This is a genomic window from Alteromonas sp. ABH4_452, from assembly GCF_056311825.1.
The window spans coordinates 3,872,947-3,891,623 of record NZ_CM149973.1; the positions used below are offsets into that span (position 1 = coordinate 3,872,947).

16 protein-coding genes are annotated in these 18,677 nt (G+C 45.0%); 1 reads left to right on the forward strand and 15 read right to left on the reverse strand.

The annotated features are described in order from the left end of the window. Window positions 1-19 precede the first annotated feature (19 nt). The 15 genes from dnaE to rpsB all read right to left on the reverse strand — a co-directional run bounded on the left by dnaE (window position 20) and on the right by rpsB (window position 17,300). Window positions 20-3,484, reverse strand: a complete 3,465-nt coding sequence (gene dnaE, locus ACYX4N_RS16595) for a DNA polymerase III subunit alpha (RefSeq protein WP_474808315.1) — start codon at window positions 3,482-3,484, stop codon at window positions 20-22. 4 nt (window positions 3,485-3,488) lie between these two features. After that, window positions 3,489-4,061: a ribonuclease HII gene (rnhB, locus tag ACYX4N_RS16600; protein WP_474830434.1), complete on the reverse strand. Its 573-nt coding sequence runs from the start codon at window positions 4,059-4,061 to the stop codon at window positions 3,489-3,491. After that, window positions 4,054-5,202 (reverse strand): lipid-A-disaccharide synthase, encoded by a 1,149-nt coding sequence (lpxB, locus tag ACYX4N_RS16605; RefSeq protein ID WP_476054795.1) that lies wholly within the window; start codon window positions 5,200-5,202, stop codon window positions 4,054-4,056. The genes rnhB and lpxB overlap by 8 nt, the downstream gene beginning before the upstream one ends. A 2-nt stretch (window positions 5,203-5,204) precedes the next feature. Beyond that, complete coding sequence (gene lpxA, locus ACYX4N_RS16610) at window positions 5,205-5,975, reverse strand: acyl-ACP--UDP-N-acetylglucosamine O-acyltransferase (RefSeq protein WP_269915916.1); 771 nt, start codon at window positions 5,973-5,975, stop codon at window positions 5,205-5,207. Window position 5,976: 1 nt separating this feature from the next. Beyond that, window positions 5,977-6,426, reverse strand: coding sequence for a 3-hydroxyacyl-ACP dehydratase FabZ (gene fabZ / locus ACYX4N_RS16615; protein ID WP_118490056.1), 450 nt, complete (start codon window positions 6,424-6,426; stop codon window positions 5,977-5,979). A 235-nt stretch (window positions 6,427-6,661) separates the two neighbouring features. Continuing rightward, window positions 6,662-7,177, reverse strand: coding sequence for an OmpH family outer membrane protein (locus ACYX4N_RS16620; RefSeq protein ID WP_474808322.1), 516 nt, complete (start codon window positions 7,175-7,177; stop codon window positions 6,662-6,664). Window positions 7,178-7,238: 61 nt separating this feature from the next. Then, a complete protein-coding gene (gene bamA, locus ACYX4N_RS16625) occupies window positions 7,239-9,716 on the reverse strand; it encodes an outer membrane protein assembly factor BamA (RefSeq protein WP_476054796.1) in 2,478 nt (825 codons plus the stop codon). Window positions 9,717-9,774: 58 nt separating this feature from the next. After that, window positions 9,775-11,127, reverse strand: coding sequence for a sigma E protease regulator RseP (gene rseP / locus ACYX4N_RS16630; protein ID WP_476054797.1), 1,353 nt, complete (start codon window positions 11,125-11,127; stop codon window positions 9,775-9,777). Beyond that, entirely contained in the window at window positions 11,121-12,308 is a 1,188-nt protein-coding gene (gene ispC / locus ACYX4N_RS16635) for a 1-deoxy-D-xylulose-5-phosphate reductoisomerase (RefSeq protein ID WP_476054798.1), read from the reverse strand. The genes rseP and ispC overlap by 7 nt, the downstream gene beginning before the upstream one ends. Then, complete coding sequence (locus ACYX4N_RS16640; protein WP_179982600.1) at window positions 12,308-13,171, reverse strand: phosphatidate cytidylyltransferase; 864 nt, start codon at window positions 13,169-13,171, stop codon at window positions 12,308-12,310. Before ACYX4N_RS16640 ends, ispC begins: the two co-directional genes overlap by 1 nt. Window positions 13,172-13,225: 54 nt before the next feature. Next, window positions 13,226-14,008 (reverse strand): polyprenyl diphosphate synthase, encoded by a 783-nt coding sequence (gene uppS, locus ACYX4N_RS16645; RefSeq protein ID WP_474830419.1) that lies wholly within the window; start codon window positions 14,006-14,008, stop codon window positions 13,226-13,228. Window positions 14,009-14,017: 9 nt separating this feature from the next. Next, window positions 14,018-14,575, reverse strand: coding sequence for a ribosome recycling factor (frr, locus tag ACYX4N_RS16650; RefSeq protein ID WP_476054800.1), 558 nt, complete (start codon window positions 14,573-14,575; stop codon window positions 14,018-14,020). A 23-nt stretch (window positions 14,576-14,598) separates the two neighbouring features. Continuing rightward, window positions 14,599-15,336, reverse strand: coding sequence for a UMP kinase (pyrH, locus tag ACYX4N_RS16655; protein ID WP_069943865.1), 738 nt, complete (start codon window positions 15,334-15,336; stop codon window positions 14,599-14,601). Window positions 15,337-15,574: 238 nt separating this feature from the next. Beyond that, the gene (tsf, locus tag ACYX4N_RS16660; RefSeq protein ID WP_012517564.1) at window positions 15,575-16,447 is read right to left on the reverse strand and encodes a translation elongation factor Ts; all 873 of its coding nucleotides are present in this window, start codon (window positions 16,445-16,447) and stop codon (window positions 15,575-15,577) included. A gap of 121 nt (window positions 16,448-16,568) precedes the next feature. Then, on the reverse strand, window positions 16,569-17,300 hold the full coding sequence (rpsB, locus tag ACYX4N_RS16665; protein WP_015066407.1) for a 30S ribosomal protein S2: 732 nt from the start codon (window positions 17,298-17,300) through the stop codon (window positions 16,569-16,571). Window positions 17,301-17,711: 411 nt separating this feature from the next. Between rpsB and map the strand changes: the two genes are divergently transcribed. Beyond that, window positions 17,712-18,506 carry a type I methionyl aminopeptidase gene (map, locus tag ACYX4N_RS16670; protein WP_476054802.1) on the forward strand — a complete coding sequence of 265 codons (795 nt, stop codon included), beginning with the start codon at window positions 17,712-17,714 and terminating at the stop codon, window positions 18,504-18,506. Window positions 18,507-18,677: the final 171 nt, after the last annotated feature.

Genomic DNA, 18,677 nt, shown 5'->3' on the forward strand with positions numbered 1-18,677 from the left:
ATCTATCGAACTCTTAACCCTAATGGTAGAGAATTGAAACGGCTTTGTCTCCCAAACATTGCTTGAGATCGTGTAAAAGTTGGTCTTCAGGGGTAACGTACCATCTTGCGCCACACGCCAAAGTTACTTCAGCGTCTGGATGGGTTACCGCTAACTGAACAGGACAACTTCCACCGTTAAATGCCTGCAGGATAGATTGCATCTGACTCATTTTCTTCGGTTCAAGCAACTGGGTATCAATATTAAGTGCCAGCGCTCTCGCGTTTTTCTCTCGTGCCTGAACAATGTCCATTACATCACGGGCGGTGATTGTATTGCCCCCAGAGAAATCATCAAAGCTGACCTGTCCCTTTATAAGCAATATTCTGTCAGTTTCTAACACACTTTCGAACTGTTCGTACATATCGGGGAAGAAACGTACGTCTATTCTGGCACTCTTATCATCCAGTGTCACTATAGCCCAGCGGCGCCCACGTTTATTCGTCATAACACGCACGCCAAGCACCAATCCTACTGCACTGGCCATTTGATCTTTGTTCGTTGGTTTTAAATCAACTAAACGCCCGTCAGTATAGTAACGTAGTTCTTCAGCGTACTGATTGATGGGGTGACCTGTTAAATACAAGCCTAGGGTATCTTTTTCACCTTCTAGCCACACTTTCTCAGGCCATTCAGGCACGTCAGCAAATGCTTGCTTCACGTCTTCAGGCTCGGTAGTCAGTAGGCCAAACATATCTGACTGACCAAATGACTCAGCTTTTGCGTGCTGCCCAGCGGCGGCAAGGGCTTCGGGTAAACTCGCCATAAGGCTAGCGCGATGCGGACCTAAATTGTCCATTGCACCCGCTAACACTAGCTTTTCAAGTACCCGTTTGTTTACGCGCTTAATGTCTATCTTGGCGCAGAAATCAAAAAGATCTTTAAATGCACCCTGGGTCTCCCGCGCTTCAATAATCGCTTCAATTGGGCCTTCACCTACCCCTTTAATCGCACCGATACCGTAAACAATGCGACCTTCGCTATCGACGGTAAATTTGTATTTACCCGCATTTAAATCTGGCGGCAGTATTTCGATGCCCATGCGCTCACATTCATCGACAAGCGTCACGATTTTATCGGTGTTGTCCATATCCGCCGACATTACCGCAGCCATGAATTCCGCTGGATAATGTACTTTCAGCCAAAGGGTTTGGTAAGACACCAAGGCATAGGCTGCCGAGTGAGATTTGTTAAAGCCGTAGCCTGCGAACTTTTCCACCAAATCGAAGATTTTCATCGCAAGGTCCGGGTCAATATTATTGCCCTTCGCACCCTCAGCAAAGGTACCGCGCTGCTTCGCCATTTCTTCAGGCTTTTTCTTACCCATCGCACGACGTAGTAAGTCAGCGCCACCTAGCGAGTAACCTGCCATTTCCTGAGCAATCTGCATTACCTGTTCCTGATACAAGATAATGCCGTAGGTAGGCTCTAGTATTTCTTTCAAACACTCATGCTGGTATTCAGCGTCTGGGTAGGAAATTTCTTCACGTCCGTGCTTACGGTCGATAAAGTTATCTACCATGCCTGACTGCAATGGACCTGGGCGGAATAGGGCCACCAGTGCGATGATATCTTCAAAACAGTCTGGTTTAAGGCGTTTAATCAGCTCTTTCATGCCGCGAGATTCCAGCTGGAATACAGCAGTTGTCTCGGCGTTTTGAAGGGTTCTGAAACTCTTAGGATCTTCAAGAGGAATAGCGCTGATATCGACATCAACGTTCTTCCCTTCCTTGATCATATCTATCGCCCACTGAATGATCGTCAGCGTACGAAGACCTAGGAAGTCAAATTTTACAAGCCCAGCGGTTTCAACGTCGTTTTTGTCAAACTGTGTTACCGGGTTATTACCTTCGTCATCACAATACAGCGGCGAGAAATCAGTAATAGTGGTTGGCGCAATAACAACACCACCGGCGTGTTTACCCGCATTTCGGGTGACCCCTTCAAGAATACGCGCCATATCGATAAGGTCTTTCACTTCCTCATCGCTTTCATAAACTTCTGGCAGCTGAGGTTCGGCTTTAAACGCCTTTTCTAACGTCATGCCAGGGTCAGGTGGTATTAGCTTTGAAATTCTGTCTACAAAACCGTAGGGGTGACCAAGTACTCGACCCACGTCACGTACTACCGCTTTTGCCGCCATAGTTCCGAAGGTAATGATCTGAGATACCGCTTGTCGCCCGTAGAGCTCTGCAACGTGATCAATTACCTCATCTCGTCTATCCATACAGAAGTCGACGTCGAAATCGGGCATTGATACACGTTCTGGGTTCAGGAAACGTTCGAATAGCAAGTCGAATTCAAGCGGATCTAGGTCGGTAATTTTTAAGGCATAGGCCACCAGTGAGCCCGCACCTGAACCACGCCCTGGCCCTACCGGAATTCCGTTATCTTTACTCCACTGGATAAACTCCATAACGATAAGGAAATAGCCCGGGAACCCCATTTGGTTGATAACTTCAAGCTCAATGCGAAGTCGGTCATCGTACTCTGGGCGTTTTGCCTTGCGCACTTCCTCATCGGGGAATAGAAACTCTAGACGTTCTTCCAAGCCTTCCTCAGACACCTTAACCAAGAAGTCTTCGGTGGTCATACCGCCGGTTGGAAACTGAGGCAAGAAATATTCATTTAGCCGGACAGTAACGTTACAGCGCTTGGCTATTTCAACCGTATTTTCTATGGCTTCGGGGATATCGCTAAATAACTCAACCATTTCCTCGGCAGTGCGTAGATATTGCTGATCGCTGTAGCGCTTAGGGCGACGGTTATCATCTAAGGTATAGCCATCGTGAATACACACACGAATTTCGTGCGCGTCGAAACCCTCTTGGTCAATAAAGCATACTTCATTAGTGGCAACCACGGGTAAACCGCGCTGCTCAGCAAGCTCTACGGCATGGTGTAAATAATCTTCTTCGCCTTGTCTACCGGTTCTAATCAGCTCTAAATAAAAACGGTCGGGAAAATGGGTTTGATAAAACTCAAGCGCATCTTCAAGAAGCTTGGCGTTATTTTTCATTAAACCTACGCCGATATCGCCGTGCTGTGCGCCCGATAAAACAATAACGCCTTCGCTATGCTCTGCTAACCATGCTTGATCAATGACTGCGCGGTGCGCCAAGTGTCCGCGAAGGTAAGCCTTGGAGATAAGAATAGTAATATTCTTATACCCTTCGTTGTTCATCGCAATGAGGGTAAGTCTGAAAGGTTCATCGCCAAAAGCTTCATTAGTCACCCAAAAATCGGTGCCAATTATGGGCTTGATACCTAAATTATGTGCCTCCGAATAGAATTTTACCAAGCCACACATATTCATTTGATCTGTGATTGCCACGGCAGGCATGCCAAGCGCGGCCACTTTACCTAAAATAGGCTTAACCTTATTCAGGCCGTCCATCATCGAAAAGTCGCTGTGAACACGTAAATGAATAAATGGCGATGACATGATGTTATTTCTCTTCGAGTAGCGCTTTTACGGGTTTAAAACTTTTGCGATAGCAATCTAAGATGCCATATTCGGCGATAGCTTCAAAGTGTGCTTTTGTGGGGTAACCTTTGTGCCCGGCAAAGTTATATTGTGGGTAGGCCTCATGCAACGAAATCATATCGTTATCTCGCTCTACTTTGGCAATGATTGATGCTGCTGAAATTTCAGCGTGTAGGCTGTCACCTTTCACTACCGCTTCAGAGTCAAAATTCCAAGCTGGGACGCGGTTGCCGTCTACACGCACAAAGTCAGGTTTTACAGGTAAACCTTCCACTGCGCGGATCATAGCGAGCATGGTAGCGTGCAGTATATTAAGCTTGTCTATTTCTTCAGGGCTTGCTCTACCGATATTCCAGTAAAGCGCCTTCTCACGAATCTCTTGCGCGAGGGCTACGCGCTTTTTTTCACTCAGTTTTTTAGAGTCGGTTAGCCCTTCAATAGGGTTTTCTGGGTCTAGTATAACCGCAGCAGTAACCACATCTCCAACTAAAGGGCCACGCCCTACTTCATCAACACCGGCAATTAACTTATGCAAACAATTCCTCCACGACAGCTTTTGCTGCTGTTTTATCAGCATTGCATTTTAGCGTATGGTGGAGATCGGTGAAACGGGAAATAAGCGCTGAATTATCACTTTCGAAAAAGTTAAGTAGCTGATTGCTCATATTCTCTGCGTTTACCTCTTCTTGGAGTAACTCAGGAATAATTGCCTCGTTAGCCAAGAGGTTTGGCAACGTAAAGTAAGGCGCTTTGTACAAGCGCTGCATGATTTTGTAGGTAAGCGGCGCGAGTAAATAAGCGGCTACCATTGGGCGCTTACACAACATAGCTTCTAACGTCGCTGTACCTGATGCGAGCAAGATAACATCGCTTGCTATCATGGCATCACGAGAAGTGCCTTGGGTGACCTGAATGGGTAAGCGTGCTTCAGCATTATCAGCTTCAAGCAAGAGTGCTTTAATTTGCGCAAGACGATGCTCATTTGCCGCAGGGATAAGAAATTGAATGTCGCTGCGTTTAGCATGAATAGCTTCTATGGTCTTCAGAAACACGGGAAGCAACGTATCCACTTCGCCTCTTCTTGAGCCGGGTAGTACAGCCAGTATGGGAGCATTGCAATCTACACCTAATGCCTGCCTTGCCGCATTTTGGTCGGGCTCAATGGCTATAGCGTCAGCCATAGTATGCCCCACAAAGGTGTAGGGAACGTTATATTTATCGTAAACCTGCTGTTCGAAAGGGAACAACCCCAGTACGCGATTAGCCGCTTTCGCTATCTTATGAATGCGTTTCTCACGCCACGCCCACACCGTAGGACTTACATAGTGCATGGTTTTGATACCGCGGGCTTTGAGGGCTTTCTCTACTCTCAAATTAAAATCAGGCGCGTCAATGCCTACGAAAATATCTGGCGGATTTTGCTCAAAATGAGCAAGAAGCTGCTTTTTAACTTTTAAGATGGCTGGAAGGTGGGATAGGACTTCCACAAGCCCCATAACCGACAAGGTTTCCATATCGAATAGACTATGGAAACCCGCTTTTATCATGTTTGGACCACCAATACCTTCGATAATAGCATCTGGGTATTGGCGTTTTAACTCGGCAACCATTCCAGCGGCAAGGATATCACCAGAGGGCTCTCCGGCAACCATGCCGATACGAATTGGTTTAGACATAATTAGCGAATAATGCCTCGCTTGGAGTCTTGTAAGAATTGAACCATTAGCGCCACACCATCAAACTTTTGTGCTGGTTCAGCAAGCTTGTCGACTGCTTCGTCAATAGTATTACCTTCACGATAAATCGCTTTATAGGCGCGCTTGATTTCAAGCACTTCTTCTTTTGAGAAACCACGGCGTTTCAAGCCTTCAGAGTTGATCCCCTGAGGAATATTCTTCTGACCACTCACCATAACAAAAGGCGGGACGTCGCGCAGAATAATACCGCCTGCCCCTAAAAATGCATGAGCGCCGATTTTGCAGAACTGGTGGATACCTGTAGCACCGCCAATAATAACGAAATCATCAATATGAACATGGCCAGCCACAGCCACATTGTTGGCAATTATGATGTCATCGCCAAGAACGCAGTCATGGGCAACGTGTGCATTAGCCATAAATAAACCACGAGAACCGATAATTGTTATGCCGTTGTCTTGTACCGTGCCACGATGAACGGTTACCCCTTCTCTAAACTCATTATCATCTCCGATAACGAGTTCGGTAGGCTCACCCGCATATTTTTTATCTTGGCAGTCTTCACCAATTGAAGAAAACTGATAAAACTTGTTGTTTTTACCGATACGCGTCGGGCCGCGTACCACCACATGTGATTTCAGAATACAGCCGTCGCCTATGGTGACGTTGTCGTCTACCACACAAAATGGACCTATGGTGACATTTTCACCAATCGTTGCACTTTCTGAAATTACCGCAGTAGGATGGATCACGTTACGCTATCTCTCTCATCGCACACATAAACTCTGCACTACAAGCAATATCGCCATCGACACTTGCAGTACCTTTAAATTTCCAAATCCCTCTGCGCTCTTTTACCAGAGCAACATCAAACTCAAGCTTATCACCCGGAACAACTGGACGTTTAAAGCGTGCGTTATCAATCCCTGCATACAAGTATAACTTATCATTGTTGCCCATGGTCTTAAAACCTAAAACACCGGCAGCTTGCGCCATGGCTTCTAGAATTAAAACACCCGGAAAAATTGGCTGTCCAGGGAAATGCCCCATGAAACATGGCTCATTGATCGTAATATTTTTGTAAGCCTTTACAGACTCACCCAGTACATAATCAGTAACACGATCAACAAGTAGGAAAGGATATCTGTGTGGTAGCAGTTCCAATATTTCCTGGATTTCGATGGTATTTAGTGAATTGGCCAAAAACTTTCTCCTGTATACAAGCATGACCTTTAGCTATTTCATACCAATACAGATGATACATTGGTACTTGGGTCAAACTCGCCGTAAAAACTAAAAACGGCGGCAACCATACGCTGTTAAGCGCGAAAAACAAATCAGACCAACACCTTTAGAGGGGTTGGTCTGACAAATTTTATAACTGACCAGCGCCTGCTGAACTTTGATGAACAGCGAAGGCCGACAGGTCTTAAGTTAATTAGTTAGTTTTGCTTACTTGCTGAAGTACCTGCTCAGATAAGTCGTGCTCTTCTTTAGCAAAAGCAACTGCACCCGCATTAAGTACTAAGTCGTAACCTTGCTTTGATGCAACAGAGTCGATAGCTTGCTTGATAAGGCCAAGCAGCTTGTTACGCTCTTCGTTGCTACGACGCTGAATGTTTTGTTGTAAAGGCTGACCTTTCTTAGATAGCTCTTCACGAACTGACAAGATTTTTTGTTCTAGTTCTTTCTTCTCGGTATCGCTCATTGTAGCTGCATCACGCTGAAGACGCTCTGCGTAGAACTGACCGTCACGCTGCAGTTGATTCACTTCTTCAAGCTGGTCTTTAAACTCAGCTTGAATAGCATTTTGAATCTCAGCCGCTTGAGGCATCGCTTGAAAAATACCTTGCACATCAACAACAGCCACTTTCTGTTCTGCCATTACAGATGTACTTACTAAAGCGCTACCCAACATTGCTCCTGCAACGATATGTTTAACCAACTGTTTCAAAGGGAACTCCTTTTGTGAATCTTATTATAGAGCGCGGTTAAAACGCGCTCGTTTTAATGTCTTAGAAAGTTTGACCAATATTGAAAGTGAAGAATCTAGCATCATCACCATCACGTTGCTGTATCGCTTTCGAGAAGCTAAATACCATCGGCCCCATTGGTGAAATCCACTGAACCGATATACCTGCCGAACTACGATACAGACTCCAGTCAGAATAGTCCAATAGCTCACCATTTTGAGTAGATGCTATATCAAACTGACGGTAGTAGTCATAATCAAACTCAGTATCCCATACGTTACCCACATCCACAAACAAACTTGTGCGAACAGAGTTATCCATTTCTTCTTCAACAAACGGCGTAGGAACGATTAGCTCAATACCACCGAGTGCCATGGCATTACCACCTAGGCTTCGCGTTGACCAAGAAAGTGCAGCGTCAGCTGGGTCCGCCGGGAATAATTCCCCATCAGGGCCTGAAATGGTGCCAGTGTTACCGAGGAAAATACCTCGAGGGCCAACCGTATTATTCTCAAACCCACGCAGTGAATCTGAACCACCTGCGGTAAAGTTCTCAGTGAACGGCAATATTTGTTCGTTGCCATTGATATCACCGTAACCGTTACCGTATCCGAGACGAATTCGCGTTAGGAACGACCAGCGTTGGTCACGTGATAATGGGAAATACCATTTACCATCGAATACGGTTTTAAAGTAGTTGACGTCTGAGTTTGGCGTAGTAATGCTAAAGGATGCACGTTGAGACGAGCCCGCCGTAGGGAATAGACCACGGTTTAGCGTGCTTCTACTCCAGCTTACGCTTGCTAGATAGCTATCGTATTTAATAGCAGCATCCGGATCTTCGCCATTGGTAAACTGGTTATAGAACTGCTCTGTTTGCTCATAATAACCACGGTTAAATAGCTCTACATTGCTATAGGTTAAACCGAAGTTGATACGATTAAACTCGTTAATTGGATAACCGATGTTCGCACCAATTGACCAACGTTTAGAGTTGTACTGGATTACATTAAAGTCAGAGCCGTCGAACTCGCTATAACCAATGCTTCCACCCAAGCTGATACCATCAATAGTAAAGTAAGGGTCGTTATAGGTGATTTGCGCACTGCGCTGATACGAAACCGTACTTAGGTTAAGACCAACGCGTTTACCTGTACCCAAGAAATTATCTTGTTGGATACCCGCCTGTAAGCTTAATTTGGTTCTGTCACCGTAACCGATACCTGCGTTAAACGAGCCCGAAGGCTGCTCTTTAACATTATAGTTAACATCAACCTTATCTTCAGAGCCTGGAATACGTACAGTTTCAAACTCTACTTCTTCCATGTAGGTAAGACGAGAAAGCTGATTTTTTGAAGACTCTAGCAAATTATTAGACAACCAGGTGCCTTCCATCTGACTTACGTTTTGACGAAGTACACTGTCGGCGGTTACCACGTTACCGTTAAACTTAATACGGTTAACGTAAATACGCTTACCCGGGTCTACAGATAGCGTCAGCTTAACCGTTTTATCTTCGTCATTAATTTCAGGTACTGTGGTTACCGTTGGATAAGCATAGCCGAAGCGACCTAGATATTTACTAATAAACTCTTCTGTGTAGGTGACTTCCGCTTGGTTGTATAGCTCGCCTTCTGTTAGCGGCAGTACGCGCTCGATGTATTCTTCATGGCCAAGTACATCACCTACGAGTTCTACTTCAGAAATGGTGTATTGCTCACCTTCTGATACGTTCATAGCAATGTAGATACCGGACTTTTCAGGGGTCATCGACACTTGAGTAGAGTCAACGTTAAATCGTAGGTAACCACGATTTAAATAGTGGTTACGCAAGGTTTCCATGTCACCTTGTAACGTTTGTTGCTGATAGCGAGTCTCTGATAGAAAGTCCCACCAAGGCGTATCGTATTGTAGCTCAAACGCTTCCATCAGCTCTTCGTCTGAGAAAATTTCGTTACCTACAATATTAATTTGCTCGATTTCAGCGGCATCGCCTTCTTCAAAAAGTAGCTTCAAATCGACACGGTTACGCGGTAACGGCGTAATAATAGCCGTTACGTCAGCATTGTACTTACCTATGCTGTAAAAGAAGTCTTTAAGGCCATTCTCAATAGAGGTTAGTACGGTCTTATCAAGTGGCTCACCGATGCGAACACCATTGCCATCCAAACTTTCTTGAAGCTGCTCATCTTTAATATCATCATTGCCGTCAAAAATAATATTACTGATGGTTGGACGCTCCGCCACACGAACCACAAGGGTATTGCCGTCGCGAAGAATTTCTACATTTTCAAAGTGAGTTGAAGAGTAAAGCGAGCGAATAAGCTGCGTTACCCTGAATGTATTAAGCTCGTCGCCAACTTGAACGGGCAAGTAGGTTAAGGCTGCACCAAGTGCAACACGTTGCAAACCCTCTACGCGAATGTCTTCAACAACAAATTCACTGTCTTGCGCCGCAGCATTGGCAAAGCTAGCACTGGAAAAAATGGCTCCGGCTGCTACTAACTGTTTTAACTTCATCTATTTTTCTTTTCCTGGCCGCGTTTTGTATTAGCTGTTTTGTACTTCCTGATTTGTATCAGGTTATGCGAGCGATATCGTTAAAAATTGCGATACCCATGATCATAAACAGAAGCACGCCACCTATTTTGTAACCCCATTCTTGCACCGCTTCAGGCACAGGCTTACCAGTGATCCACTCCACAATGAAAAACATGAGGTGGCCACCGTCAAGCATGGGCAAGGGTAATAAATTTATTATGCCTAAATTTACGCTTATTAAGGCAAGAAAACTCAAAAAGTACGCAAGTCCATACCCAGCACTTGTTCCCGCACCTTGAGCAATTGAGATAGGACCGCTCAAATTCTTCACCGATACATCGCCGGTGATAAGCTTTCCTATCATTTCGACACTCAGTGTCATTAGACGCCACGTTTTGTCTAGCGCCTTCCCAATAGCCTCTATAATGCCATATTGATGAGTAAACACATACCCTTCAGGCCAAGGCTCGAATGTTGGGCTCACACCTAAATAACCACTTTGCCCTTGTGGTGTATCGCGGCGCGCTATCGTGGCATTTAACGTTAGTTGCTGTCCATCCCTTTGTATATCAAGAGAGATACTTTCACCGGGGCTTTCAACAATAACGTCAACCAAACCTTCCCACGACGTCAATTTAGCGCCATTTAGTGCGACAAGTTCATCACCGGGTTTCAACCCTGCTTCCTGCGCCGCACTTCCCTCACCAACAAACCCAACAGTTAACGTTGCATCCGGTCGGTATGGGGTTAGGCCTAAGCTGCTTAATGGAGACTCGCTATCTGGGTCAAAGTTCCAAGAACCCAGTGTAAATGTCAGTTCTTTTTCGATATTTGATGCATTTTTAACCGTAACAGTGGTTTTTTCTGACCCTATGTTAGAGACAACTTCTAAATTAACCGCTTCCCAGTCCGGTGTAATTCTGTCGCCGACCTTAATGATTTCATCACCAGGTTGAACGCCTGCTACAGCTGCAACACTTTGTGGCTCGACAGCTTTAACAACGGGTTTAACGGTTTCTAAACCGACAAGGTACATTAGCCAAAGTGCAAAAAATGCGAATATGAAGTTTACGCCAGGGCCCGCTGCAATTACCGCCATGCGCTGCAATACAGGTTTTTTATTGAAGGCTTTATCTTCTAACTCAGGCGGTACGTCATCAATACGCCCATCGAGCATGCGAACGTAACCACCAAGGGGAATCATAGCGATAACATATTCTGTACCGGACTTACTTAACTTTCGCCAAATTGGCTTGCCAAATCCAATTGAGAAACGCTCTACCTGTACACCGCATTTGCGAGCAACGTAAAAGTGCCCCCATTCATGTACGGCTACCAAAATACCTAAGGCGACAATGAATGCCCCAAGGCTCCATAAAAATGCTAGCACTGAAATTTACCTCGAATAATCTCGTTAGCTTTGGTTCTTGCTAGTGCGTCTTGTTCTAATATTTGTTGAATAGAACTTACCGATACGTGCGGCATAGCATTGAGCGTAGCGTCGTTTACTTTAGCAATATCACAAAATTGAATTTTGCCCTCTAAAAAAGCTTCTACAGCCACTTCATTTGACGCATTGACTCTTGTCGTTGCGCATTGCCCTTCCTTACATGCATCAATAGCCAACTTCAAATTAGGGTAACGCTCAAAACAAGGGGTCTGGAAACTGAAATTAGCCATATCCGAAAAGTCGAGGGGCTTCACACCTGCTTCAATTCGATCTGGGTGAGCCAAACCATATGCAATAGGTGTTCGCATATCTGGGTTACCCATTTGCGCTATTACAGAGCCATCAATGTACTGCACCATAGAATGGATTATGCTTTGTGGATGTATAACAACATCAATGTCTTCTGCGCCGGCACCAAATAACCAACAGGCTTCTATGAACTCTAACCCCTTGTTCATCATAGTTGCCGAATCAATTGTTATTTTTCGGCCCATTGACCAGTTAGGGTGAGTACTGGCCTCATCGATGGTAATTGACGAAAAGCTATTAAGTGGCCTTTCTCTGAAGGGGCCGCCAGAACCCGTTAATAAGATTTTGCGAATACCTGAAGCAGTAAAGTTTCCATATTCGTAATCGTGCGGGAGACACTGGAATATGGCGTTGTGTTCGCTGTCGATAGGAAGGATTTCAGCGCCGCTTTGGTTCGCAGCCTCTATAAATAAAGCGCCAGACATAACCAAGGCTTCTTTATTAGCAAGCAAAACTCGTTTTCCTGCCTTAACCGCCGCCATTGTAGGCAAAAGACCTGCTGCCCCTACAATTGCAGCCATGACAGCGTCAACTTCAGGTGCGCTTGATACCTCTTCCAATGCTTTGGTGCCTGAAAGAATTTCAGCATCTACACCGTATTGAGAAGCTAACTCGCAGGCGGCTTTATAGTGAGCATCGTTGGCGATCACTACATAACGGGGCGCGCATTTTTGCGCTTGCTCCATAAGCAGTTCAAGCTGAGAGTTACCAGTAATAGCAAAAACGCGGTATTTGTCTGGGTGGCGATTTATAACGTCGAGTGTATTACAACCAATGGAGCCTGTGGCCCCTAACACTGTTACTGTTTGCATTACGCCATCCAAGTTACATAGCAGAAGGCAAATACTGGAAATGCTGCAGTTAGGCTATCAATTCTATCTAGCACACCACCATGGCCCGGTAGTATCTTACCACTGTCTTTAATACCAGCGCAGCGCTTCAGCATGCTCTCGTTCAAATCACCAAGCGCAGAAACAGCAACGGTTATACCGCCAATTGCAAGGTGTAGCCAAATGCGCGACGGCTCAACCTGATAGTGCAGTGCAGCAAAAGCAATAATAGCGAACGAGGCAGCAATACCGCCTAACAAACCTTCTAAACTTTTACCTGGAGATACGTTAGGGCGTAACTTGTGTCGACCAAATTTAACGCCTACGAAGAATGCGCCTATATCAGCTGCCCAAACGATACCCAATACATAAAAAATCAGCGATGCGCCATAAAATGGATCAACATCATGCAGGCTAGTGCGAAGTGCAACTACGGCTACCCATGTTGGTATAAGCGTAAGTGCGCCAAATACGGTTCTTACGCTGCGACTGTCTTTCCAGAATCGTGAGTATTTCGGATAGGCAAGCACCATAAATAAAGAGGCTATCCACCACAACACAGCGATGGTTAAAATTGCGCGATACAGGCCATGCAATTGGCCCTGATACCAAATGGTGCTGGCATCAACGGTAAGCGATAGAGCAATACATATTGCAAAGGCTCCCGCCATGTAAATAAGTTTTTTAGGACGCTCGCACACGCCTGACATATTCGCCCACTCATAGGCACCAATACCGACAACACCGGCTATGGCTATTTCAAACCAGAAAATAGGAAGAAAAAGAATAGCGTAGAGCGCCAGCGGCGCGAGAATTAATGCAGTTATTATCCGTTGTTTTAGCATAATTTGCCCTTGGCTTTGGTTACCAGGGCTAGCCTGATAATTGCCTGCATGGTATTAACCATCGGCTGTGACTACCTGTTCACCGGTTAGACCGAATCTTCGTTGACGAACATTGAAATCATCTACGGCTAATTGAAACACGTCTTCATTGAAGTCGGGCCATAGTACATCGGTGAAATACAATTCGGCATAAGCACACTGCCATAGTAAGAAATTACTAATTCGGTGCTCGCCACCAGTGCGAATAAGAAGATCTAACTCTGGAAGGTTAGCTGTAGAAATGTGCGAACCAAGAGCTTCTTCACTGATGTTATCTACATCAAGCTCGCCGCTTTTCACCTGCGATGCGAGTTGCTTGGCCGCATTTACGATGTCCCATCTACCGCCATAGTTTGCTGCGATATTTAAGACCAAATCTTTGTTGTCTTTAGTCATGTCTTCGGCTTTGCGAATTTTTTCGACTAGCTTGGCGTCGAAAGCCTCAACATCACCAATAACCTGCAAGCGTACACCATTTTTGTGTAAGCGTTTTGCTTCACTATTGAGGACGAGATTAAACAACTCCATAAGGACGCTGACTTCTTCCTCAGGACGTTTCCAGTTTTCACTTGAAAACGCGAATAGCGTTAGTGATTCGATACCGTTTTGACGTGCAAAGCGCACAACAGAACGTACAGACTCTACCCCGGCTTTGTGACCGAAGGTACGAATTTTCCCTTTCTTTTGCGCCCATCGACCATTGCCATCCATAATGATTGCAACATGCTTCGGGCCAGCAGACTCTGCTGGCACCTCGGCTTTTTTCGATTTGGCTGCGCTTAAACGCTTTCCAATCATAATACTTACTTATACTTCCATTAGTTCTTTTTCTTTGTCAGCAAGCATGCTGTCAACTTTCTTAATGAAATCGTTAGTAATAGATTGAATGTTCTCTTCCGCTGCGCGGCTCTCATCTTCACTGATTTTTTTTTCTTTTAGAAGATCTTTGATGTCACCGTTAGCGTCGCGACGAATATTGCGGATAGCAACACGACCACCTTCCGCTTCGTTGCGTACAACGCGGATAAGGTCTTTACGACGCTCTTCTGTAAGCGGCGGAAGAGGAATGCGAATTGAACCGCCCGCACTCATTGGGTTCAACCCTAGGTCAGACTGCATAATCGCCTTTTCAACTGCTTGGATAGCGCTTTTATCGAAAACAGTTAACGCTAGAGTACGGCTGTCTTCCGCAACGACGTTAGCGACTTGCTTTAGCGGCGTGTCTACACCGTAATAAGGTACCATGATGCCATCTAGAAGGCTTGGATGCGCACGACCAGTGCGGATTTTGCTGAATTGGCCTTTTAGAGAAACTAGGCTTTTTTCCATGCGCTCTTGCGCATCTAATTCAATTTCATCAATCACGTTTTGTATCCTATTGTTCTTAATTAATCGTTGTCAGCGTGGCAAATGACGGTACCTTCTTTTTCACCCATCACAACACGCTTAAGGCAACCCGGCTTATTCATGTTGAATACGCGAATTGGTAAGCTGTGATCTCGTGCTAAAGTGAAAGCTGACAAGTCCATTACTTTTAATTCTTTTTCCAGAACTTCCTGGTAAGACAATTGATCATACAATGTCGCTTCAGGATTTTTTACTGGGTCATCACTGTATACGCCGTCTACTTTAGTGGCTTTAAGCACAGCATCGGCTTCAATTTCGATACCCCGTAAGCATGCCGCTGAGTCGGTAGTGAAGAAAGGGTTGCCAGTACCGGCAGAAAAGATAACAACGCGGCCCGACTTAAGAAGGCTAATAGCTTCTGCCCAGTTGTAAGCATCGCACACGCCGTTTAATGGGATAGCAGACATCATACGCGCGTTTACAAATGCACGATGAAGCGCGTCGCGCATAGCTAGGCCGTTCATTACCGTAGCCAACATGCCCATGTGGTCGCCAACAACACGGTTCATTCCCGCTTTTGCTAGGCCTTCGCCACGGAACAAGTTACCACCACCGATAACAAGACCAACTTGAACACCAAGTTCAACCAGCTCTTTTATTTCTTGTGCCATTCTATCTAGCACTTTAGGGTCTATGCCAAAGCCTTCTTCGCCCATTAGGGCTTCACCACTAAGCTTTAACAGAATGCGTCGATATGCTGATTTTGGTGTGATACTCATAGTTTGAATTGTCCTCGTAAACCCGTTTTGTCCTATGTCTTTCAATAAAGCAATGACGTAAAAAACATAGGACAAAGCGCTTTCGTTTGTTTGGCAGGCGCACGCTTGTAACTCGCCCAGCTTCACACTTGCGCACTGCATTAGCAATACTAAAGATATGCAGCTATAAAAAAGCACCTCCTAAGAGGTGCTTTGTAGTTTATCTAACTATTGCGTAATGCAAAAGATAAACGCTCAATTATTTCTTAGCAGCTTCCATTTGAGCAGCTACTTCAGCAGCGAAGTCTTCAGTCTTCTTCTCGATACCTTCGCCAACTTCGAAACGTACGAAGTTGATTACGTCTGCGCTGTTGTTCTTAAGAAGCTCAGCTACAGAGATTGAAGGATCTTTAACGAAAGGCTGACCAGTCAAGCTCACTTCGCCAGTGAACTTCTTCATGCGGCCTGCAACCATTTTCTCAGCAATTTCAGCTGGCTTACCAGACTGAATAGCGATTTCGATTTGGATTTCTTTCTCTTTCTCTACAACTTCAGCCGGAACATTCTCTGGCTTAACAAACTGCGGGCTAGCAGCTGCAACGTGCATTGCTACGTCTTTTGCTAGCTCTTCGTCGCCACCAGTAAGGATAGAGATAACACCAATACGGCCGCCGTGTACGTATGCACCTAGCGTGTCGCCTTCAACGTTGATAACGCGACGAGGAGAGATGTTTTCACCGATTTTAGCAACAAGTGCGTCACGAACTTCGCTTACTTTAGAACCGTTAAGTTCTGCATCGTTAAGTGCGTCGATGTCGTTGATGTTGTTAGCCGCTGCTACTTCTAGAAGCTCGTTACCGAACTTAAGGAAACCTTCGTCACGTGCTACGAAGTCAGTTTCACAGTTTAGTTCAAGCATGGTCGCGCGACCACCTTCAACTTTAGTAAGGATAACACCTTCAGCTGCGATACGACCTGCTTTTTTAGCCGCTTTCGCTTGGCCTGATTTGCGCATATTTTCAATGGCTAACTCAATGTCACCATCCGTTTCAACCAGGGCTTTTTTACAATCCAGCATACCTGCGCCAGTACGTTCGCGCAGTTCTTTAACTAGTGCTGCAGTCACTGCCATTTTTCAATTCCTCAGCATTAAATATAAATTCGTTAGGTAAAAGGGGCGATATCGCCCCTCTCAATACGTTTCGTATTGTAGTACCGCCATATTATCTAGATATGACAGTAAGCAATCAGAATTACTCTGCCGCTTCTACGAAGTCGTCTTGCTCAGCTTGTACTTCAAGGTTGCTTTCGCGACCTGAGTTGATAGCGTTTGCAGCAGCATCCAAGTAAAGTTGGATAGCGCGGATAGCATCGTCGTTACCAGGGATGATGTAATCAACACCGTCTGGGTTAGAGTTAGTATCAACAACACCAACAACAGGAATACCTAGGTTACGAGCTTCTGTTACAGCAATGTGCTCGTGATCTGCGTCGATAACAAAGATTGCGTCTGGAAGACCGCCCATGTCTTTGATACCGCCAAGGCTGTTTTCAAGCTTGTCCATTTCGCGCTGAAGCATAAGTGCTTCTTTCTTAGTTAGCTTCTCAAACGTACCGTCTTGAGCTTGTTGCTCTAGATCTTTAAGACGCTTGATTGACTGACGTACTGTTTTCCAGTTAGTCAGCATACCACCTAACCAACGCTTGTTTACGTAGTACTGGTCGCACTTAAGAGCAGCATCTTTTACTGCTTCGCCAGCGGCGCGCTTAGTACCAACGAAAAGGATTTTACCTTTCTTAGACGCAACACCTGAAAGGTAGTTAAGTGCGTTGTTGAAAAGTGGAACCGTTTTTTCAAGGTTGATGATATGAACTTTATTACGAGCACCGAAGATGAAAGGCTTCATCTTTGGGTTCCAGTAACGAGTTTGGTGACCGAAATGCACACCTGCTTTCAGCATGTCACGCATAGAAACATTAGCCATTTTATTTTCCTCTTGGGGTTAGGCCTCCATATACCCCTTGTATCGATTCAGGCCAACTTACGTTGAACTGAACACCCCGATACGAAGTGTCGGTATATGTGTGTTTTAATAAAATAAATTTACCCTCTAAAACGGTGCTTGTTGCACATAGCAAAATGAGCTTTCCGTCAGGGCGCGCGCTTTATATCACAATACCACCACAGCCTCAAGTTTTAGCGTTAAAAAGCCAGGCTTTTAAGTATTTTTACCAACCTTTATTAAAACGACCCACCCCATTGCTATCAGCCTTGGAAATCACCAATTAAAAACCATGAATATCAGCACCTTACTAAGAATGACCTGAATAGTGTTATACTGCGTAAGTAATTTAAATTCTTCACCAAACTAGTTTCAAACGATTTGAGAGGCGCTGTGACAGCTATTATCAAAACCCCAGAAGAAATCGAAAAAATGCGCGTAGCCGGTAAACTGGCTGCCGAAGTACTTACTATGATCGGGCCTTATGTGAAAAAAGGCGTAACCACCGATGAACTGAATACTATTTGTCACGACTATATAGTAAACGAGCAAAAGTCAGTGCCCGCTCCGCTAAACTATGGTCACCCACCATTTCCAAAGTCTATTTGTACTTCGGTGAACCATTGTATATGTCACGGCATTCCTTCTGACAAGAAGCTAAAAGACGGTGACATCATCAACATTGATGTAACTGTTATAAAAGACGGTTATCACGGTGATACTTCGAAGATGTTCGTTGTAGGTAAACCATCTATTCTTGCCGAGCGCCTTATTCGCGTTACGCAAGAGTGCCTATATAAAGCAATTGAACAAGTGAAGCCGGGCATGCGTCTTGGCGACATTGGTCATATTTGTCAAACCCATGCTGAAGCGCATAACTATTCAATAGTACGTGAATACTGCGGTCACGGCATTGGTGCAAGCTTCCACGAAGAACCGCAAATTGTTCACTATGGAAAGCCAGGTACAGGCGACGTTTTAGAGCCTGGAATGTGCTTTACCATCGAACCTATGGTTAACGCAGGCAAACGTTACTCAAAAGTTTTGCCAGATCAATGGACTGTTGTGACTAAAGACAGAAGTTTAAGTGCCCAATGGGAGCACACTCTTTTAGTTACTGAGACCGGCGTTGAAATTCTAACGCTTCGCGAGGAAGAAAGCTTAGAGCGTGTTATTTCACACGGATAATTTTCATATTGCGGCTGTTAAGCTTACAGCCGCTTTGTTTGCCCCTTTGCCTCATTCAAAACCGCACACTAAGTCTTTATTTTTAATTCTCATACAATGAGCCTATTTTACGGGCTACACACCTATAACAAAAAACCATAAATATTCACAATTCAACCTAACTTATGCATA